We start from the raw sequence: 21,597 nt of genomic DNA, 5'->3' as shown, positions 1-21,597 counted from the left end.
CCCCTAAAAACTATGAAAAATATTAATCCTAACATGTCGACTTTTAGATTCCAACTATTGGAGTGGTTTAAATACTTTGACAATTCTAACAGAAACGATAGAATATCAGGTTACAGACTTGGACTTCATATATATAATAGGAACGGAAAAAAATTAAATGATTTAGAGCGTTTTTACATCTTAAAGGAAAAAATAATCTACTCAATCTTTTACGCTATTTTAGCTTTAGCATTCTTATATTTTATCATTAATATTTATCTAAATCCTGATCCTTTAAATCTTATTGCAATACTTACAGCATCAGCATTATTTACAGTGGGACTTATTTTTCTGTATGGCAAAGATCAATTAGATAATTTAAGAGATACTCAATTATTCTTTGATTTCATATCTTCTCCTGATAATTACAAAGCCTTCATAAACCTAGATTTAGTCGATGAAGAAAAAACCAAAAACTTTTCTAATCATTTTATTGATAGGACTTTGTTTCCAACTTCAATTAGTGATCTTGAAGAGGAGCAATCCATCAATAATAATTCAGACTTATTAAGTTTGACGAAAGAAGAAAAAAAAGAGCTCAGTTCAATAAAACAAAGTTCTGATACTGTATTCAAGCTCCTTTTTACTTTTGAAACTCTTTTTCGGAGTAGTATCCTTACGGACTCAATTACCAATAAAAAAATAGATAGCTTACAGAAATTTTTAGATCTAAAAATAACTACTGGTGACGATCAAATAAAATTTCTTGGCGGTGCCCTTGGAAAAGACCCATCAACAATTAGAGAATCATTAAAAAGAATTAATAACATTGATACAGAATTACATCGTAACGGTTTTTGGCATCAACAAAAAAAATTTATTATTCCAATATCTCAGGCCTCAGAAAATCTTTTAACATCAAAACTACTGGACCAGATTAAAGAAAAGAGAATAAATGAAATTGTGGATAAAGATTATTAAGATACCAAAAATGCCAAAATAAGGCAAATTAGTTACTTTTTGAATTTTTAGGGTCACCCTAAGGGTCCCTTTTTTGTGCATATACGTGACATTTGAGCATCATCAAAATAAAACACGTATGAACAATTTAATTTTCAGCCCAATCGAAAAGGGGCAACTCATCGAAGAGCTTGCTGCAGCTGTAGCTGATAAAATCCGTAAGGAGAATCAGAAAAATTACCCTTCTCTCGAAGATGAATATCTCACTGTAAAAGAAGTAATGATACTCCTTAAGAGATCTAGAAACACCATTTCCAATTGGACTCGCGAGGGTATTCTTCAAGAGCACGAGTTCAACAACTCCAAGTATTATTTAAAATCCGAAATTCTTGCCGCTGGCAGGAGAAAAAAATAAGGCGAACCTGCCAGTTCGCTCTTATATCTAATCAGTTGAAAATCTTGTATTTAAACCTTAAACAAATATAAGGTTTTCTATTTTAACTAAAAAAAATAGAATCATGAAAAATCAAAAAAATAATTTGCCGAAAATTTCAGAAAACCTAAAAAACATTATTTCAATAGGTCAGAGGGAGAGTACATTCCCATTAAATGTGTTCCCGAAGGAACTCCAGAGAATTACAGAAAAAATTTCCCAAGGAAGGGGTATACATGAAGATTATTTAGGGGCATCCATCTTATTTTCTTTTGGTTACGCAATTGGAAATAACATGTCCGTTTCGATCTTAGAAAACACGACTAAATTAAAACCAATATTGTATCTAGCCCTTATTGGAAACCCGGGATCAAATAAAAGTTCTGCATTGAAATTAACCATGAAATATTTCTACGAACTAGATAAACTTGAATTTGAAAAGTATCAAAAAGCCAAGAATGATTATGAAAGATGGCTGGAGCTATCACCCGAAGAAAAAGAAGAAAATCCAATGGATCCTCCTACTCGAAAACAAAGCATTCTCAAAGATTCGACTTTAGAGGCAGTGGGCAACTCCCTAGCGAAAAACCCAAGAGGAGTCGCTCAAATAAGAGACGAGATTGCAGGATTCTTTCGGGATTTAAATAAGTATAGATCAGGGTCAGATTTAGAAAACTATCTCGAACTCTGGTCACAAGATCCAGTAATATTAAATCGAGCTTCTAAAATAGAAATACCTCCTGTACTTGATCCATTTCTGATGCTAGCAGGGACAACTCAACCAAAAATATTAGAAAAAACACTAGCTTCAATCTTGGCTGATGGGTCCGGATTTTTTGATAGATTCCTCTACATATGGCCTAATTTTACTGAAAAGGCCATTTACAAAAAAATCAATCTAAAATTACCGATAGCCTCTTTTGAGGATAAAATCCAAAAGGTCTTTGATTACAGTGAGACTTTAAATGAGACTGAGAATTTTTCATTTTCCCCTAAAGCTCAAAAACTAGTTTTGGAATGGCTCAATGTATTTAACAAAAACTTGGTTGATTCTTCAGATGAAGCGATTGCTTCTATCTACTCCAAGTTTGACATCCATCTTCAACGGATATGCCTTATTCTTCATATAATAGACTGGGCATTTGGAAAGGAAAAGCTAGACTCAATTTCCTACAGCACAGCCGTAAGAGCAATAATGCTAACAGAATACTTTCGAGGACAATCGGAAAAAGCGCTTGATTTTCTAATAAACACAGATCCTGCTACAAAGCTGCGGCCACATCACCTTGAGCTTTACAACAAACTTCCAGAGCAATTTTCTTCATCCGAAGGAATAAAAATTGCTAGCAGATTAGGTTTTTCGGTTAGGAGCTTCTATTACTTTCTAGCCAATAACCCTAACCTTTTCACCCTAAATCGTCCCGGTTTATATTCCAAAGCCTAGAAAAAGTTGCAGACTTTGCACTTTATTCACAAACCCCGAAATCAGCCTATTAAAGCTGATTTCGGGTAATATCAAGTGCAAAAATTATGCAATAAGTGCAAAAATCAAATGCACTTAAACATAGGATAAGATGAGTAATAATGAATATAAATTTCCAAAAAAATATAGCCATCTCACACGGCTGAGAAAACGCTAGAATGAGGAAAAATATAATAGCGAGAGGGAATGGGGCAAGCCCCATTCTTTGTATGATTCACAATTCAATATTTTTCCAAGAAAACACTATAAAATATATTATTAACAGCCATAAAATAAAGACAAAATGGAAACGCAAATCAAAAACAAATCAATCTTAATTGACCCTGAACAACACCAAAAAGTTAAGGTCTTAGCTGATCAATTTAAAGTGTCAGTAAAGCAACTTGTAGAAGATATGATCAATTATTCGCACAAGACAGGATTTAACCCTACGGTGATGACTAGAGACAGAGTCATGGAAAAATTGAATCAGATTCAAAAAACAGTTGAAAACAATGGTAATTCTAATGATGAAAATAAAATAGAAAAATATTCTCAGGCTCTTATTTCAATTCAGAGCGACATGTCAAAATTCTTTAAGCATATGGATATTTCTATTAATACTAAAATGCAAGACTTAGAAAGTAAAAAGTCAGAGTACTTTGAGTTTATAAGGACCCTATATGCAAGCCAGTATAAACTTTATAAAAATGTAAATAATGAATATCCTAACATTTTAAATGGGGTTGCCCCTGGACAATCAAGAGAGTTTACTTCTTCACTTATTGATTTCGTGAAGTCCACCAAAGAAATCATCAACATAAAGAATAAGCTCTTTCCCTCTAAAAAGTCATGATTATCACATTTGGTTCAAAAAAATATCCGAATGGAGCCTCTAACAAAGGCTCCTGCAGGAAACTTGCCATTTACCTAGAAAAGGAAAATGAAGGCCAACCGGAAAGTTTTAAAAGACATTTCTTTTCATTCGATAAGGATTCTGTTAAAGTGGAAGAAGTAATTGGAAATATTGATAAAAACATCAAAAAATTAGGCAAAGATGATTCGAAGTACTATTTGATGAACATCTGTCCGTCTCAAAAAGAACTATTATCAAAACCGAATTCTCAGTCAATGGACGAATTTCTGATGAATTACACTAGAAATATGATGGATCTTTATGCCAAAAATTTCAATAAAGGCCTCTCTGGCAAGGATATCATGTATTACGCAAAAATTGAGGATTATAGATATGATGAGGAAACAGGGAAAAAAAAGTATGGTTTGAATCATCATGTTCATGTCATTATTTCACGAAAAGATATTAGTCAAAAACTAAAACTCTCACCTCGTACGAATCATAGAAATTCCCAAACTGGCGTAATTAGAGGTGGTTTTGATAGGTGCATTTTCTTCAAGAATGCTGAACGAATGTTTGATTCTATGACTAGAATGGATAGGACAGTTGAAGAAACATTTGAATTTAGAAATGCAAAAAAGAAAGAACGTAATCAAATAGCTCGAGAAGCTAGAATGGTAGAAAATCCTAAGGTAGAAAGCGAAACAAGGGTCCTTAAAGGACTTGAATCCAAATACTCAAATATCGATTGGTCTCTTTTGTTTCCCCCAGAAGCCAATACAGCGATGTATGAATTTGAGGAAGAGGAAATGATTAGAAAAAAGAAAAAAAGAGATCAAGGAATGTCTATGTAAACAAATTTAAACTACTAAAACATAAATTAAAATGAAAAACGAAAATATTGATTTCCAGCAAGATGAACCAAACTTAATGCACAACCTGATACAATTGAATGAAGTTATTGTTAGAATATATATTAGTCTTGGAAAGCTAAAAAATGTAAAAATAGAAAAAGAAGGCTTCTTCATTAAAAAATTTGACGTTGAAGACAACTTGCTTGTGGTCGATTATGATATTATGGAAATAATTCATTATCTAAGATCAAATTATTATCCATTAAGTGGGACGTTGGAATTTGACTTCCATATGGTAAAATCAGATCAAATTTACTTTCCACATACTATTCTTAGTTACTTAGGTTTTTTAAAAAGGCTTGAAAAAAATCTTCCGAAAGAGCATGCTTTTGTATTAAGTGAAATTTTTCCAGATCAAATTTATAAGGTGAAATTCATTGAATACAAGATGTACGGGATGTTTCAGAGTATCTATCCTGATGTAACAGTCGATAAAGAATTTAAACTAAATATCAATAGAGATGCTGCATTCATTAAAAAAACTGATCCAATTATAGAGAAAATCACAAAAGCATCAAATAAAAAATTTGCTCAATATATAATACTCCCCAAAATTGAGACCAGAGGTTAAGTTAAAAAAAACCGTTTAAATTTAACCTTATGAACAAGCAAACAAGACGAAAGTTTTCTCCTGAGTTCAAGGCAAAAGTGGCCCTTGAAGCAATCAAGAATCAGTTTACATTGGCTGAATTGTCCAAGAAGTTCGATGTTAGCCCTGTGATTATCTCCAAGTGGAAGGGTGAGTTTTTGGATAATATGTCAGCTGTATTTGAAAAGGATCATTCAAAGAAAAAGGAAGAAGGCCCTGCCCTTGAGCAGCTCTATGCCCAGATCGGAGAGCTAAAAGTAGAGAATGACTTTTTAAAAAAAAGCTGCAAGAAACTGGGGATATGAAAGACCGGGCGACATTGGTTTGTTCCGATTATAAGGGGCTTTCTATAAGGAAACAGTGTGAAGTATTGGAGGTTCCCCGAAGCAGTCTATATTACAAACCAAAAGGGGAAAACGAGATCAATCTGAAACTGATGGGAATCATGGACAGGCATCTTACCGATCACCCTACTGAAGGCGTTGTGTCGATGGTCTATCTGTTGACAGGACTGGGCTTCGTTGTCGGCCCAAAGCGCATCAGGAGGCTTTTCAGGCTGATGGGCAGGGAAACCCTTTACAGGAGGAAGAACCTTACCAAATCCGGTTTGCGTGAATATATCAGGCCTTATCTTCTCAGGAACTTAAAGATTGAAAGGCCCAACCAAGTGTGGGTAACCGATATCACCTACATTCCGATGCAGAAGGGGTTTATGTTCCTGACCGCAGTCATGGATGTTTACAGCAGAAGGATACTGTCATGGGGTATATCCAACAGTCAGGACGCCAAATGGTGTAAGCAGGTAATCGAAGAGGCCATCAGAGAAAATGGTAAGCCAGAGATAGTCAATTCCGATCAGGGAAGCCAGTACACATCAGCCTTATGGATCAATTACCTTGAAGGGCTGGATATCAAAGTATCAATGGACGGAAAGGGAAGGGCTTTGGACAATGTATATATTGAAAGGTTCTGGAAGTCGATCAAGTATGATTACATCTATCTGAACCCAAGCGAGGACGGTTATGACCTGCTCAAAGGTGTCAAATGGTATATTGAATATTACAACCAAAAGGTTCATCATACCACTAGGGAGAAGCCTGGGGAAAGATATTATGGGCCAACCCGAAAAGCAGCATAAAGTAAAAGTTAGTTGTCCTATTTCCCAAGGGTACCCTTGGGAAATAGGACAACTAAAGAAGTATTAACAAATAAATAAATTAACTTAGCAACTGATACTTTTGGTCCAACAAATGGGGAGTGTTATAATACTTTTCATCTTATTATCCTTTGGATATTGAGAAATACAGAAAGATTTCATCATTAATAGTTGCTAATAACAAAACTGAATTAAGTTTTTGTTTAGATTCCATTGCGCTTACCAATATAAAAATCCTCAGTTTAATGTTTGAATCTATTCTTGATCCTCATTTCATTGACATTGGTGATATAGAAGGGACTTTCTTTCCCCCAGCAGCATTAAAAGAATTTCAATTTAAGACACAAGAGGAGATAAAATTGATTCTTTTAAAATTTTATGACATACTCTTAACAAGGTCTGAAGATGATGATTTTGAACCATTGGACTTACTAAAAAAAGTAGTCTAAGATTGAGCTAAAGGGGAAGGAAACTTCCCCAATTTTTTTAACCAAGACTCAATTTCAACTCACTTTTTTAGCAAAAAAAATAATGTAATTATTAAAAAATACAATCTTCTCTTTTTATTATAAAATATTGATTATCAAACGATTTAATTTACACATATTTACTTTTTATAAAATGTATTGTAACTACTCAGGTTGTAAATTAGCTATATGATTTAGATTTTCTAAGATATTTCCCGAACGTTTGATCAGGGTATCCACGACGGATCTTATAACACAGAAGTTTTCAGCTCCATTGTTGGATTTGAACTGTCCTGATATTTTTTGTTTCACCTTGATGTTGCGTATGGCTCTTTCAGAGGCATTGTTATCCGGTGGTACTTTTTGGTGATAGAGAAAAGTAAAAAGTGACTTTCTGTATTTCAGGAGTCTTTTTTGTAGGGATACTGCTTCTTTATGTTTTGACTCTACAGGTTGGGCGAGTAGGTTATCCATCTTCTCTTCAATGGAAGCAATACTCCTGCTATTCTCTGTATCCGGTAGTTTTTTGAGTTTTCTCTTTAGTGAGATAGCTTCCCTGAACAGGGCCCTAAGGCTGTCAGCCCATTTAGATTTATAGCGTTCAACAATGTAGTTGAGCTCCCTAAGCAGATGTGCACAACAAAGCTGGTGCAGATTTTCCGAATAGTTGAAGTACGCCCTCCATGCATCGTGGCACAATACTGCCTTTCCGAACCCATCGGGAAAATGTGTATTCATCGCCTTAAGTCCACGTGATTCAGATATAGCTAACAGGGTGAGTTCCTCGGTCTGATAAGTCCAGACCCACTGTTTGTTTCCATCCACTTTAGCCCCAGTCTCGTCAGCTCCTATCACAGGACTTTTAGAGACTGCCGTCTTTATCTTTGCATATATTGGTGCAGACTTGCGGGCAAACCTACCGATAATGTTATCGATACTCCCCTCGCTGAGATTAATACCGAAGCAGTCCCTGAGAAGTTCTTTCATCCTTCTATAGGGAACATACTGTCTGGCATGCAGATAACCGACAATGGTTTCAACACCGCTCCCGTACTGTATGGGGGCATTGATATTGTCAGGGAATGACCCACTGATCTTTTCTCCACAGGAACAGTTTTTGGAAAAGATTCTATGCTCGGTACATACCACTTTAATCACAGGAAGATCCAGGACCTGTCTTTTGGAGGACAGTTCTGCTGGAACCGCCGACAGATCACCACCACAGCAGGTACAGAATAAAGGGATGTGGTTTTCTATTATGTCCGGGGAGGATGTCATTTCAAGGGTATGGCCTTTGTGTCCAGGCTGACCGCCGGTTTTGCGCCCTGTATCCTGACGGAGACTCTGATTTTTTTTGGGGCGGTTCTCGTCTTTTGAAGGGGGAACCGAGCTGTTGCGGCTGTTTTTTGGATTACGGTAACGGGCAAGCTCATTTTCCAAATCGGATACCCTAGATTTTAAAGACTTGACCTCCTCCATAAGCTGGAGGTTCATCTTGATCAGTTCCTGAATAAGCGTATCTCTGTGGTCCAATATCCTATAGAAATGTTTCCTGAATATCAGCACATAATCCCATGAATACCAATAATCCACGCTGTTTTTCCCCACAAAAAAATGTGGATAAACCAACTTTAAAGCTGATTTTCGTACATTCACATACAAATACGCATCAATACACCACAGAGGGCAACAAGACTCCAAATACTTGAATATTGGTCAGTAAATAATGTACCTGAGTAGTTACAATGTATTTTTACAAATTTTAAATTTATATTTTTTAAATTATCATGGTAATTTACTTTACGTTGATTTATTATAAATTACTAAATTAATTTATTTTTATGTGTATCCGCATCACTGCACGTAAGGATGAACAGCTGCAATAATCAATTGGTCAAATAGTCTTTCTCCAAAATATCTTCGGTTAAGCTTATAGACGAATTCATTGAGGTAGTTCTGTAAATATTTATATGTGATCATGTGATGTATTCCCAATAGATTTCTTTTCAGGTTACTGATTCCTTTATGTACCCATTTCAGGGTTTCATTGACACTTACTTTGTCTGAAACAACCATATAATGTGTGTCAACAATATCTACAATATCAACATAGGCTGTGTTTTTATCGGTAAACAGGACGACATCTCCAGCTATATTCTTCTTAATGAATTTGTTGACATGATCTGAATCTACTTTTCCTAGTACTTCCATTTTATAAAATCCACATGCTCTGTCTTTCTTTCCTGTTCTGGGATTTTCAAGTGGGGTAGATTCGGCAGCCACTGCTACTTTTGCCTGTCTTTGGCTCCCTTTTCCTCGTTTGAGGTTTTGCTTTACCTGTTTTTTGGTTGCAACTTCTACAAAGCATTCATCAAACTCAATCATGTCATTTAAGATATACAGCGAATCCCTTTTACCCATCATGGCACGAATCTTATGCATCAGTCTGAAAGCAGTATCATATCTTGACAAGCTAACCTGCCTTTGGAATTCAAGACACGAAAAGCCTTTCTTAGTAGCTGACATGAAGATAAAAGCCAACATCCAGGTATGAAGAGATATCTTGCTGCTCTCCATTACAGTTCCACTTTTTAAGGAGCTCCTCCTTCTGCATTGACTACATTCAAAGAATTTTCCACCACTGAACCAGTAATGCTTAGTATTGGATTTACAGGTTTTACAGCATATTCCTGCCTTTTCTCTGCTCTCTTTGATATAAACTTCACAGCTTTCTTCATCTGGAAAGTATTGTAGAAATTGAAGTATTGTCATAATGTTTCCTATTTTTATACAAGGAACAACAACGAATCTCAACCTACAACTAATTGACACGTATTGTCAAATTTTGTCACGTGCATTCAAGCGGATACACATATTTATTTTTTTACTATTTACTCTCAGGTAAGATCATCAATCCTTCAATTTCCAAATCCCTTAATTTCATTCCTGCAAGGATAAATTCATCTGCCTGAATATGCTTCTTGAATTCGTAGATCAGTTTAAGTAACAGCTTTGCCTTATGTATTCTATCACCAGGGAAAGGGTTTAAATTAGCCTCTATGATCTTTTTGAGCTTGATTTCAATTTGCTCCTCTCTCCTATCCAGTTCCGTTAAAATTTCAAAAACATCCATTGTTGATATTATTAACATTTACAAGTTAATAATATCATCAAAATATTTTCTTTTGCAAAACTTCATTTTGATTGATTTGGGTCAAATTACTTTTCCATGAATCTAATTACAGCTTACATGGAGCTTAAAAAGAATTTAGCTTAAGAATGATAAACTGAGCATTATTATGAAAAAACACCTTCTTTCCCCAAAAGTTTTTAGCTTTAAGGACAAGAAAATATCTCTTTTCTGATCAATAATCGTCAATTTTGATTAAAAATACCCTGTTATTGGTATGTTTTATGAAATTATAATTTAATAATTTTAAGAAATTAATTGAATATACCTCAGGAATAGAATGTTGTGATTGAAGTAAAAAAGCAACAGTACTATTGACACTTTTGGTTTTTGCAAATGCTCAGATAAATGAACTAAATTTGAAAACTAAATAACAGATAAAAGCATAAATGGCGAAGCAGAAGAAAGAAGTAAAAGAAAAACCAATAGAAGTAACTCTTTGGGAAGCGGCAAATAAACTGAGAGGTAGCGTAGAGCCTGCCGAATACAAACATGTAGTTTTAAGTTTGATTTTTTTGAAGTTTGCTAGCGATAAGTTTGAAGCGCATAGAGCAAAATTGATTGCTGAGGGCAAAGAAAAGTACATTGAAATGCCAGCCTTCTACAATCAGAACAATGTGTTCTTTTTAGAAGAATCCAGTCGATGGAATTTTCTTATTAAAAAATCCAAGCAAAATGATATTGCGCTACTCATCGATACAGCCCTACATACCATTGAAAAAAACAACAAATCATTAAAAGGAGCATTGCCAGACAATTACTTTTCTCGTTTGGGATTAGACGTGACCAAATTGGCTTCTTTGCTTGATACCATCAACGACATTGATACCAACAAAGACCCCAAACAAGACTTGGTGGGTAAAGTGTATGAATATTTCCTCTCCAAGTTTGCTTTGGCAGAGGGGAAAGGAAAGGGTGAATTTTACACACCTAAGAGTATTGTCAACCTAATAGCAGAAATGATAGAACCCTATAAAGGAATTATCTATGATCCTGCTTGCGGTTCAGGTGGTATGTTTGTGCAGAGTATCAAGTTTATTGAAGCACACCACGGCAACAAAAAAGAAATTTCCATTTACGGACAAGAATACACCAACACCACCTATAAACTCGCAAAGATGAACCTTGCCATCCGGGGCATCAGTGGCAACTTAGGCGAAAAAGCAGCAGATACCTTTGGTGACGATCAACACAAAGACCTGAAAGCCGATTTCATCATGGCCAACCCACCTTTTAACCAAAAGGATTGGCGAGCATCAAACGAACTCACGGACGACCCACGATGGATGGGCTATGATGTCCCACCCAAAAGCAACGCCAATTACGGTTGGATTTTGAATATGGTTTCTAAGCTTTCAGACAATGGGATAGCAGGTTTTATATTAGCAAACGGTGCTTTGAGTGGCGGTGGCGAAGAATACAAAATACGCAGAAAGCTGATTGAAAATAACTTGGTGGAAGCCATTTTGGTGTTGCCAAGAAACTTGTTTTACACCACCGACATCAGTGTTACGCTGTGGATTTTGAACAAGAACAAAAAAGACCAGACCCGAAAGATTGGTGATGAAACCCGCAATTACCGTGACCGTGAAAACGAAATCCTTTTTATGGACTTGCGACAAATGGGCGAACCCTTTGAAAAGAAATACACGCAGTTTTCTGATGATGACATTCAAAAAGTAGTGAATACCTACCACCAATGGCAGGTGGAGGAGATAGAAAATGTACCAGAGTTCTGTTATGCTGCTACTTTGGAAGAAGTGGAGAAAAAAGATTTTTCACTTGTGCCCAGTAAATACATTGAGTTTGTCAACAGAGACGAAAACATTGACTTTGATGATAAAATGAATGCTTTAAAAACTGAGTTTACTGAATTGCTCAAAGCAGAAGCCCAAAGCAAAAATGATTTACTAACCGTATTCAAAGAGTTGGGATATGAGATTAAATTTTAAACGTTTAGGCGACTACATACAACCTGTTGAAGGACGAAATTCAGATTTGAGCAATATTCCTTTAATGGGGTTAAGCATTCAGAAAAAATTTATTCCTTCTATTGCCAATACCGTTGGAACAAATATGACGACTTATCGAATTATCAAACGTAATCAATTTGGCTATGGTCCCGTAACTTCCAGAAATGGTGAAAAAATTACCATAGCATTATTTGATGATTATGATGAAGCAATGATTTCTCAGGCATATATTCCATTTGAAGTATCAGATACCGAAAAACTATTGCCTCAATACTTAATGATGTGGTTTCGCAGACCAGAGTTTGACCGTTATGCACGGTTTAAAAGCCACGGAAGTGCCAGAGAAATTTTTTCTTGGGACGAAATGCAAGAAGTAATGCTCCCCATCCCCGACATAGACAAACAACGAGAAATCGTAAAAGAATACAACACCATCCAAAACCGCATCCAACTCAACGAGCAACTCATCCAAAAACTCGAAGAAACGGCACAGGCGATTTATAGGGAGTGGTTTGTGGAGTTTGAATTTCCTGATAAATACGGAAAACCTTACAAGAGCAATGGTGGTGAGATGGTTTGGAATGAGGAATTGGAGAAAGAGATTCCGAAGGGATGGAAACTTGGCACACTTGAAGATTTATATAAGTTTCAATATGGCAAAGGCAACACGAATCCTAATAATGGTGGTCTTTATCCCATATATGGGGCGGGTGGAGTAATTGGAGGTTTTGATGAATATAATTCTGAAGACGCACCTGTAATTGGTCATATGGGTGAATATTGTGGTAAGGTTGTATTTGCATTTGGTAAACACTTTGTTACCTATAATGGGGTTATGTGTTTAGCAAAATTTGAAAATTTAAAATGGTTCTCATACTTGACATTATTATCAAAAGATTTGATGTCCAATACAAGAGGAAGTTCACAGCCATTTGTTTCATACGATATGCTTTATGAAACTGAAGCAATTCTTCCTAATGATGAAGTTGCTTTGAGGTTTAATGGATTAGCACAAAATATTTTTAGGCAAACGAAATTAAGTCAATCAGAAAACCAAAAGCTAACGGAATTGAAAGCGTTGTTGCTTTCTAAGTTGGCGACAGTGGAGTAAAATAGAATACAATTATGGCAAAGAAGATTTCAAGAGTTACAAAAGAGAGCAAACTGGACAAGAGAACCACATCTGGTAGAGCTGCAGCTGGAAAGGATGCGACTAATAAAAACATAAGTAAAAAAATGTTAAAAGGAAAATGAAATACGAAGACATAAAAAAAGTCATTGAAAGCTGCCACCTGAATTTCCTAATTGGTTCAGGTGCATCAAAACCATTTTTAAACACTTTAACAGATATAGAAAAAGCACTTGATAATTTACAGAAGAAAGTTGGGTTAAATGAGGAACAGGATGATGAATCAGTTTTAAAATTGATAGAGGTTTCTATAAAGTATTACTATTTTAAAAACTGCATTCAAAGAAATATTGAATTGCTAGCGATTAATGATAAGTCGAATGAAACCCTAAATACCTACTTAGATTTACTTCAATCTATCCAAACCATTTTGGTGAAACGCTCCACCAATATCATTTCAAAGCAAGTGAATTTATTTACTACCAATATGGATGTCTTTTTGGATGTAGCGCTTGAAAAATTGGGATATTCTATAAATGATGGCTTTTCTGGTAGAATGAACCCTAAATTTGGAACAGAAAATTTTCATAACATAATTAATAAAGTTTCATCCCATTACGAATACCAATCAACAGTTCCGTTGTTCAATTTATTTAAGCTACACGGTAGTTTAAATTGGATACTAAATAAGAAAAATGAAACTATCTATTTTGACGGAGCACTAAGTGTAACTAAAAACTTAACCGATATTCAATTTAATGAGGGCGAACTGATAGAGTGTTTTGATGACGAGGGGAAATATATTGGTTTATCAGAAGCATATATAAAAGTTACTGAAAAAGAGAATTCAGCAGGATTAAAAGATAAATTAAATTTGTTCCTTTCGACTTATGACGAGCTAATAATGGTTAACCCTAATAAAGATAAATTTGAAGAAACTACTCTGAAATATTCATATTACGAATTGTTGCGAATGTATTCGAACAACCTTGAAAGAGAAAATTCAATATTGTTAGTTAGCGGATTCTCTTTTGCAGATGAACATATTTGTAAAATCACAACAAGGGTAGCCAAAGCCAATCCCACTTTACTGATATTAATATTTGCATATGATGACAATGCAGAACAAGAAATCACAGCAAGATTAGGAACAGCTGCAAACATTATTTATTTACCAAGAGAAAATGGCGACTTCTTTTTGAGAACAGTTAACGAGTTTTATATAGGGAAATTAGCAAAAGAACTTATCTCTCCTTCTAAAGAAAAGGCAGAAAAGAAAGCAGATGGACATTAATTCAGCCTTACATATTGGAAAAGTAGAATCCGTAAGAGGTAGGATTATTGAAATAAAAGTTCATAAATCCAAAAATGCTTCACACCTATTGTTCAATGGACAAATAATAAAAGGTATTTCAGTAGGTAGCTATATAAAAGTATGTAAGGGGTTTGAGGAGTTAATTGGAAAGATTGATGAAGAATTTATTACTGAGGATAAACTCATCAGTCAAAAAAATTATAAGCAAGAAAAGGAAAGAATTAAAAGGGTTTTAAGGGTAAGTTTAATTGGTTATTTTGAGAAATCGGTTTTTAAACAAGGTGTTAAAGAACTGCCATTGCTTGACAATGAGGCATTTTTACTAACTGCTGACGAGTTTAGTAGAGTTCACAATTTCATCAAAGACATTAATGGTGAACCTGATATTGAATTAAATATTGGTGTTTTATCCAATGAAACAGGGAATTCGATAGGTATTGGAATAAATAGTTTGTTTGCAAGTCATATTGGGATATTTGGAAATACTGGTAGTGGCAAATCCTATACACTTGCCAGTTTATATCACAAACTTTTTAAGGTCTATGCCAATAATTCAGGTTTTAAAAAGAATGCAAAGTTTCTGCTGATTGATTTTAATGGGGAGTACTCCAAAGGAAATGCAATCGTAGCAAGCAAAAAAATCTATCGTTTAAATACTAGATTGGAATTTGATGAAATTCCAAATGAAGATAAATTACCATTAGGAAGAGAAATTTTATTTAATGTAGAGCTATTGTCAATTCTCGCAGATGCAACAGAAAAGACTCAAAAGCCATTTTTGAAAAGAACAGTTAATTTGTATAAAAAAGTGTTTGATAAAGAAAATCCAGTTGAGTATTTCCGTGGGGTTTTAAAAAATCAAACGAATAAAACACTCCTAATGGCTGACAAGGACAAAGCCTTTGAGGTTTTGGACTATCTATTTCATCTAATTGATACAGAGTTTGAAAATGATTCTAAAAGAGTGTTTTTTGATGAACTTGAATGGCAAAATACATTACACTATTTCCGCCTTTTAGGTACTAATAGACAAATTAATACAGATGAAATTCAAAATACAAGTCTTTATAGGTCAATTGTCAGCTACGATTTTCCTGCTAATGACTTAGATATTATAATTCATTTTTTATATGTACAAATCATTGATGATCTATTAGTAAATAAAGCGAAAAATGATCATATAAGTCCAGCTATAAACAAATTAAAAAGCAAAACAAAAGACTTGCAAAAGGTTATTGATTTTGATTCTGATCGATCAATTTTCGCAGGAAATAATTTTGCTATTATTGATTTAAACAATGCTAACCTTTCTGTAAAAAAGACAATTCCAATGCTTGTTGCAAGCAAAGAGTATTTAGAACAAAAAATTCGGTATGAAAATGAAAATGGAAGCTTTTTTAATTTAATTATTGATGAGGCGCATAATATTCTATCTTATGACTCAAAAAGAGAAAGTGATACTTGGAAAGATTATCGATTAGAAACCTTTGAAGAAATAATAAAAGAAGGGCGAAAATTTGGCGTATTTTTAACCATCGCAAGTCAAAGACCATCTGATATTTCAGATACAATCATTTCTCAATTGCATAATTACTTTTTGCATCGACTAATCAACAACAGAGATATTCAGGCTGTTGAGAGGACTATTTCATATTTGGATAAAATATCGTTTGATGCGTTGCCTATTCTACCCACAGGCTCTTGCGTTCTGGCTGGCTTGAGTGCTCAAGTTCCAATAATTATAAATATTGACCCTATCCCCAAAGAAAATGAACCATATAATAAAACAATCAGACCTACTGATTTTTGGGATAATGAAGTATCAACAGAAGAAGAGGAAGTAGAACAAGTTGAAGAGGAAAATAGTGAAACAGAGGATGATGATTTTCCATTTTGACCCACATCGAATGTCAAGTTTTCCGCACCATAAACTTGACAATTTAAAAATGTCCAGTTTTTTTTCTAATAAACTGGACAAATAAACTATCTTTGTATTACAATAAAAAGATGAAAACCACTGAATACATAGCATTTAACATAGATAGGCTACCCAAGGGTTATGTATTCACCTATGCCGACTTTACTACAGAGGTGAAACAAAAAGAAGCGGTCATAAAAGCCCTGAATCGTATGGTAGCTTCGGGCAAAATCGCTAAACTATCAAAAGGAAAATACTATAAACCCGAAAATACGCCCTTTGGCAACCTTCAACCCAATCAGGCACAAGTAGTAAAAGATTTATTGGAAGAAAATGGAAAAATAACGGGTTATCTCACAGGTTACAGCATCTATAACCAATTGGGCTTAACCACACAGGTAAGCAATACCATACAAATCGGAAAAAATCAGATCCGCCCCAATTTTAAAAGAGAACGCTATACGATTGCTTTTGTAAAACAAAAAAACACCATCACCAAAGAGAATATTCCATTATTGCAGTTATTGGATGCCATTCGCTACATTAAAAAAATACCTGATGCGAATATAGAAGCATCCTGCAAACGGTTTTTAGCTATTATCAAAAACTTTACTGATAAAGATATCAATACCTTGGTTCGCTTGGCATTAAAATACCCGCCTGCTACAAGGGCTTTATTGGGTGCTTTGTTAGATCAATTGCAAAAAGGGAAAGCAGCTGAACCACTTTTCAAATCATTGAACCCAATTACTAAGTATAAGCTATCAGGTGCTACGAAAGCTTTATCCACCACCGAAAAATGGAATATTGTATGAAGTTGCACGAAAACAAAACGTTATTCAGACAAGCGATTCAGTTTACGGCTGACCAAATGAAAATCCCTGCCATTTATGTAGAAAAAGATTACTGGGTTACCTACGCCCTATTTACGATTTTCAACAACGAAATTGGCAAAGACACAATTTTTAAAGGCGGAACAGCTCTATCCAAGTGTTACAATATGATAGAACGCTTTTCAGAAGATATTGACTTAGTAGTACTGAGACGTGAAGGAGAAACAGACAGTAAGTTAAAATCTAAATTAAAAGCAGTAAGCACGATTGTAGAAACCATAATGCCAGAAGTTCCCATCGAAGGCATTACTCATAAAATGGGAATGAATCGTAAAACAGCTCACGCCTATGATAAAAAATTTAAAGGCAATTATGGACAAGTAAGAGATGTCATCATTTTGGAATCAACTTGGTTAGGATACTACGAACCATACACCACCAAAAGCATCGTTTCATTTGTTGGTCAAATGATGCTGGATAATAAACAGTCTGATATTGCTAATAAAAACGGACTACTTCCTTTTGACTTGCTGGCATTAAAACCTGATAGAACCATTTGCGAAAAAATAATGAGCTTAGTTCGTTTTTCTTATGGCGAAAATCCAATAGATGATTTAAAGAAAAAGATAAGACACACTTACGATTTGCATCAGCTACTAAAGCAAGATGAATTTTCAGCATTTTTCCATTCAACGGCTTTTAATGAAATGGTTTTGAAGGTAGCAAATGATGATGTTGCAAGTTTTAGAAATAATAATAAGTGGTTAATTCATCATCCTAATGAAGCACTAATTTTCAAAGACTTGGAAAATGTTTGGACCGAGTTGAAAACGATTTACAACGGTGACTTTAAAAATTTGGTGTATGGAGAATTACCCAAACAAGAAGCTATTTTGGAAACATTAAGAATGATTCAAGAAAGATTAAAAACAATTTCTTGGACAATAAAAATTGAACCCAAGGAATGAAATTTACAGAAGCAAGTTTAGAAAAGGCATTTTCCGAGTTGTTGGGGCAAGAAGGCTTCCCACACCACTTGGGCATTAGCATTGTCCGTAAGTCAGACGAAGTGCTGATAGAAGAAGATTTAAGCAATTTTCTTTTCAGCCAATATGCAGAGCAAGGCATCACTATCAATGAAGTCAATTCTATCATCCTCCAACTCAAATCACTTCCTTCTTCCGATTTATACGAAAGCAACAAAACTTTTTTACGAATGCTTTCAGACGGTTTTATTCTAAAACGAGAAGACCGAAGCCAAAAAGACATATACATACAGCTGATCAATTTCGCAGGACTAGATAAACACAGACTACCAGAAAAAGAAACACTGCTTTCTGTTTTTGCAGATGAACAAGCAGCCTATGAAAATGATAATAATATTTACAAATTCGTCAATCAGTTAGAAATTATAGGTACAGAAAAACGTATTCCTGACGGAATTGTATACATCAATGGCTTGCCTTTAGTTGTATTTGAATTCAAAAGTGCCATTCGGGAAGAAGCCTCCATTTTTGATGCATTCAAACAATTAACGGTACGGTACCGCAGAGATATTCCTGAACTTTTCAAATACAATGCCTTTTGCGTAATCAGTGATGGCGTTAACAACAGAGCAGGTTCGTTCTTTGCTCCTTATGAGTTTTTCTATACCTGGAGAAGAGTGTCAGGTTTGACAAAAGAAGTTGACGGCATAGACAGTATGTTTACACTCATTCAGGGAATGTTTCACAAAAACAGATTGCGTGACATTATTCGCAACTTCATTTACATTCCTGATAGCTCAAAGAAAAATGAAAAAATCGTTTGTCGCTACCCCCAATATTATGCGGCAAGAGCTTTGTACGATAATATTAAGTTAGCTCAAAAACCCAAAGGAAACGGAAAAGGCGGAACTTACTTTGGTGCCACAGGTTGCGGAAAGAGTTTTACTATGCTTTATCTCACAAGGTTGTTGATGAAAAGTGAATTTTTTGAGAGCCCCACCATTGTGCTTATTACGGACCGGATCGATTTAGATGATCAGCTTTCCGGGCAATTTACGAATGCTAAAAACTTCATAGGTGATAATACAGTGGTAAGCGTTGAAAGCAGGGCTGATTTAAGAGAATTAATCCAAGGCAGACAAAGTGGGGGTGTATTCCTAACTACCATTCATAAGTTTACAGAAGACACCGAATTGCTCACTGATAGAACCAATGTCATATGTATTTCTGATGAAGCTCATAGAAGCCAAGTCAATTTAGACCAAAAAGTAAAAATAACCGAAAATGGAGTTACGAAAACGTATGGCTTTGCCAAGTATTTGCACGATTCGTTACCCAATGCCACATTTGTCGGTTTTACAGGAACACCAATAGATGCAACGCTTGATGTGTTTGGTAAAGTGGTGGATGCTTACACGATGACTGAATCTGTGAAAGATGAAATTACCGTTCGCATTGTATATGAAGGTAGGGCAGCAAAGGTAGCTTTGAAGAATAGTGAATTGGAAAAAATAGAGCGCTATTATGCAGATGCAGCTGAATTGGGAACCAATGAATACCAAATAGAAAAAAGCAAAGAACAAACTGCGAACATGTATGCCATTTTAGGTGATCCAGATCGTCTGCAAGCAGTCGCAGAGGATTTTGTAAATCACTATGAAAAAAGAGTTTCCGAGGGTGCGACTGTGAAAGGTAAAGCAATATTTGTAAGCAGTAGCAGAGAAATTGCTTACGAACTTTACAAGAATATAATCGAACTCCGGCCTGAGTGGGCTGAAATTAGAACAGCTGAGGAAGGGGTTGAACTGACCGAAAATGATAAACGAGAACTGAAGCCAATTGAGCGTGTCAAAATGATAATGACACGTAATCAGGATGATAATGAGGTTTTATGGAAGCTGCTAGGCACAAAAGAACACCGCAAAGAGCTTGACCGTCAATTTAAAAACCCAAAATCAAATTTTAAAATCGCAATTGTGGTCGATATGTGGCTGACAGGTTTTGATGTTCCTTTCTTGGACAGCATTTACATTGACAAACCCATTCAGCGACATAACTTAATACAAACTATTTCACGAGTAAACCGCAAGTTTAAAGGCAAAAACAAAGGTTTGGTTGTGGATTATATTGGTATCAAAACACAAATGAATTTGGCTTTGAAGCAATACAGCGAAGGCGACAAAGACAATTTTGAAGACATTGATGAATCCATTATCATAGTAAGAAATCATTTAGACCTTTTAGCTAAACTGTTTCATACTTTCGACAATTCAAAATATTTCAATGGTACAACCCTTCAGCAATTAAACACTTTAAATTTAGCTGCCGAATATGTGCAACAGTCCAAAGAATTTGAAACCCGATTTATGGGTTTGGTTAAGAGACTAAAGGCCGCTTATGATATTTGTGCAGGAAGTGAACAACTATCACAATTAGAAAGAGACTATACGCACTTCTATTTGGCAGTTCGTTCCATTGTTTTCAAATTAAACAAAGGGAATGCACCCGATACAGCACAGATGAATGCTAAAGTTAGGGATATGATTAAAGAAGCGTTACAAAGTGATGGAGTAGAAGAAATATTCAAACTGGGCGACGAATCGGAAACCGAACAAGATATTTTTGATGAAGATTATTTGGCGAAGATTGAAAAAATCAAACTGCCAAATACGAAAATCAAATTGCTTCAACAGCTACTTGCAAAGGTTATTGCGGAAATCAAGAAAGTAAACCGAGTGAAAGGAATTGACTTTACCAAAAAAATGCAAGCCTTGGTTGAACGCTATAATGACCGTGATGCAAACGACATTTTGAGAAGTGAAGTATATGAAGAAATGGCATCTGCCTTGACAGATTTGATTTGGGAAGTCCATAAAGAGTTTAATGCAGGAGACGAACTCGGAATTAATTTTGAAGAAAAGGCCTTTTATGATATTTTGAAAGAGCTTTGTAAGAAATATGACTTCAAATACCCAGAGGAAAAGTTGATTATTTTAGCCAAAGCTGTTAAAGAATTGGTCGACGGTCAAGCAAAATTTCCAGATTGGAATAAACGTGATGATATCAAATCAGCCTTAAAAGTTGGGCTTATTCTGTTGCTTGACGAGTTTGGCTATCCACCTGTTGAAAGAGATGAAGTATATGTTGAGATTTTTGAGCAAGCAGAAAACTTCAAAAAAAATCAGAATGATTAACAAAGAATAGGTGCTTGCATTCATTGATATTACCCAAGGGGTTAAAATAATAGGGTACAGAAGCCAAAACAATAGAATTAACCAGAATATATTTGCACACATTGCACAAAATTTGCAGTAAAAGAACGTCAAAATCATCGATTCTAAGCATTCTAGGTATATAGTGCAAGAAATGCAAAGATTGCAAAAAAATAAGATTGTCATTTTTCTTCCCCAGACGCTTTTGCTTTTAGGAGAAATAAT

The 21,597-nt window shown here is 35.1% G+C and carries 20 protein-coding genes; 17 read left to right on the top strand and 3 right to left on the bottom strand.

Going from position 1 to position 21,597, the window contains the following annotated elements; all coding sequences use genetic code 11:
- The first annotated feature begins 12 nt into the window (after positions 1-12).
- From BELBA_RS10570 to BELBA_RS10530, 9 genes are all read left to right on the top strand, one after another.
- Positions 13-960 carry a hypothetical protein gene (locus tag BELBA_RS10570; protein WP_014772682.1) on the top strand — a complete coding sequence of 316 codons (948 nt, stop codon included), beginning with the start codon at positions 13-15 and terminating at the stop codon, positions 958-960.
- A 118-nt stretch (positions 961-1,078) separates the two neighbouring features.
- On the top strand, positions 1,079-1,354 hold the full coding sequence (locus tag BELBA_RS10565) for a helix-turn-helix domain-containing protein (RefSeq protein ID WP_014772681.1): 276 nt from the start codon (positions 1,079-1,081) through the stop codon (positions 1,352-1,354).
- 103 nt (positions 1,355-1,457) lie between these two features.
- Positions 1,458-2,816, top strand: coding sequence for a DUF3987 domain-containing protein (locus BELBA_RS10560; RefSeq protein WP_014772680.1), 1,359 nt, complete (start codon positions 1,458-1,460; stop codon positions 2,814-2,816).
- A gap of 322 nt (positions 2,817-3,138) precedes the next feature.
- Positions 3,139-3,690, top strand: coding sequence for a hypothetical protein (locus BELBA_RS10555; protein ID WP_014772679.1), 552 nt, complete (start codon positions 3,139-3,141; stop codon positions 3,688-3,690).
- Positions 3,687-4,544, top strand: a complete 858-nt coding sequence (locus BELBA_RS10550) for a DUF5712 family protein (protein WP_014772678.1) — start codon at positions 3,687-3,689, stop codon at positions 4,542-4,544. Before BELBA_RS10555 ends, BELBA_RS10550 begins: the two co-directional genes overlap by 4 nt.
- A gap of 31 nt (positions 4,545-4,575) precedes the next feature.
- A complete protein-coding gene (locus BELBA_RS10545) occupies positions 4,576-5,175 on the top strand; it encodes a hypothetical protein (RefSeq protein ID WP_014772677.1) in 600 nt (199 codons plus the stop codon).
- Between the two features lie 29 nt (positions 5,176-5,204).
- Positions 5,205-5,498: a transposase gene (locus BELBA_RS10540; RefSeq protein WP_014770860.1), complete on the top strand. Its 294-nt coding sequence runs from the start codon at positions 5,205-5,207 to the stop codon at positions 5,496-5,498.
- Complete coding sequence (locus tag BELBA_RS10535; protein ID WP_014771031.1) at positions 5,495-6,331, top strand: IS3 family transposase; 837 nt, start codon at positions 5,495-5,497, stop codon at positions 6,329-6,331. The genes BELBA_RS10540 and BELBA_RS10535 overlap by 4 nt, the downstream gene beginning before the upstream one ends.
- A gap of 149 nt (positions 6,332-6,480) precedes the next feature.
- Positions 6,481-6,798, top strand: a complete 318-nt coding sequence (locus BELBA_RS10530; RefSeq protein ID WP_041779320.1) for a hypothetical protein — start codon at positions 6,481-6,483, stop codon at positions 6,796-6,798.
- A 183-nt stretch (positions 6,799-6,981) separates the two neighbouring features.
- On the opposite strand, the gene tnpC is transcribed toward BELBA_RS10530, so the two are convergent.
- From tnpC to BELBA_RS10515, 3 genes are all read right to left on the bottom strand, one after another.
- Positions 6,982-8,424 carry an IS66 family transposase gene (gene tnpC / locus BELBA_RS10525; protein ID WP_245531052.1) on the bottom strand — a complete coding sequence of 481 codons (1,443 nt, stop codon included), beginning with the start codon at positions 8,422-8,424 and terminating at the stop codon, positions 6,982-6,984.
- 246 nt (positions 8,425-8,670) lie between these two features.
- Positions 8,671-9,588, bottom strand: coding sequence for an IS1595-like element ISBeba2 family transposase (locus BELBA_RS10520; RefSeq protein WP_014771594.1), 918 nt, complete (start codon positions 9,586-9,588; stop codon positions 8,671-8,673).
- Positions 9,589-9,703: 115 nt separating this feature from the next.
- Positions 9,704-9,949, bottom strand: coding sequence for a hypothetical protein (locus tag BELBA_RS10515; protein WP_014772674.1), 246 nt, complete (start codon positions 9,947-9,949; stop codon positions 9,704-9,706).
- Between the two features lie 446 nt (positions 9,950-10,395).
- On the opposite strand from BELBA_RS10515, the gene BELBA_RS10510 reads away from it, so the two are divergent.
- From BELBA_RS10510 to BELBA_RS10480, 8 genes are all read left to right on the top strand, one after another.
- Complete coding sequence (locus tag BELBA_RS10510; RefSeq protein ID WP_014772673.1) at positions 10,396-11,958, top strand: type I restriction-modification system subunit M; 1,563 nt, start codon at positions 10,396-10,398, stop codon at positions 11,956-11,958.
- Positions 11,942-13,090 (top strand): restriction endonuclease subunit S, encoded by a 1,149-nt coding sequence (locus tag BELBA_RS19320; protein ID WP_014772672.1) that lies wholly within the window; start codon positions 11,942-11,944, stop codon positions 13,088-13,090. Before BELBA_RS10510 ends, BELBA_RS19320 begins: the two co-directional genes overlap by 17 nt.
- A gap of 14 nt (positions 13,091-13,104) precedes the next feature.
- Positions 13,105-13,233, top strand: coding sequence for a hypothetical protein (locus BELBA_RS20345; RefSeq protein ID WP_014772671.1), 129 nt, complete (start codon positions 13,105-13,107; stop codon positions 13,231-13,233).
- Positions 13,230-14,402, top strand: coding sequence for an SIR2 family protein (locus BELBA_RS10500; protein ID WP_014772670.1), 1,173 nt, complete (start codon positions 13,230-13,232; stop codon positions 14,400-14,402). The genes BELBA_RS20345 and BELBA_RS10500 overlap by 4 nt, the downstream gene beginning before the upstream one ends.
- The gene (locus BELBA_RS10495) at positions 14,392-16,320 is read left to right on the top strand and encodes an ATP-binding protein (protein ID WP_014772669.1); all 1,929 of its coding nucleotides are present in this window, start codon (positions 14,392-14,394) and stop codon (positions 16,318-16,320) included. Before BELBA_RS10500 ends, BELBA_RS10495 begins: the two co-directional genes overlap by 11 nt.
- Before the next feature lie 110 nt (positions 16,321-16,430).
- Positions 16,431-17,156, top strand: coding sequence for a type IV toxin-antitoxin system AbiEi family antitoxin domain-containing protein (locus BELBA_RS10490; RefSeq protein ID WP_041779318.1), 726 nt, complete (start codon positions 16,431-16,433; stop codon positions 17,154-17,156).
- Positions 17,153-18,142 (top strand): nucleotidyl transferase AbiEii/AbiGii toxin family protein, encoded by a 990-nt coding sequence (locus BELBA_RS10485; protein ID WP_014772667.1) that lies wholly within the window; start codon positions 17,153-17,155, stop codon positions 18,140-18,142. Before BELBA_RS10490 ends, BELBA_RS10485 begins: the two co-directional genes overlap by 4 nt.
- Complete coding sequence (locus BELBA_RS10480) at positions 18,139-21,354, top strand: type I restriction endonuclease subunit R (protein WP_014772666.1); 3,216 nt, start codon at positions 18,139-18,141, stop codon at positions 21,352-21,354. The genes BELBA_RS10485 and BELBA_RS10480 overlap by 4 nt, the downstream gene beginning before the upstream one ends.
- Positions 21,355-21,597 lie beyond the last annotated feature (243 nt).

It is taken from the genome of Belliella baltica DSM 15883 (assembly GCF_000265405.1).
Taxonomy (GTDB): Bacteria; Bacteroidota; Bacteroidia; order Cytophagales; family Cyclobacteriaceae; genus Belliella; species Belliella baltica.
Note: the sequence above shows the minus strand (reverse complement) of the source record. Positions and strands in the feature narration are given on the sequence as shown.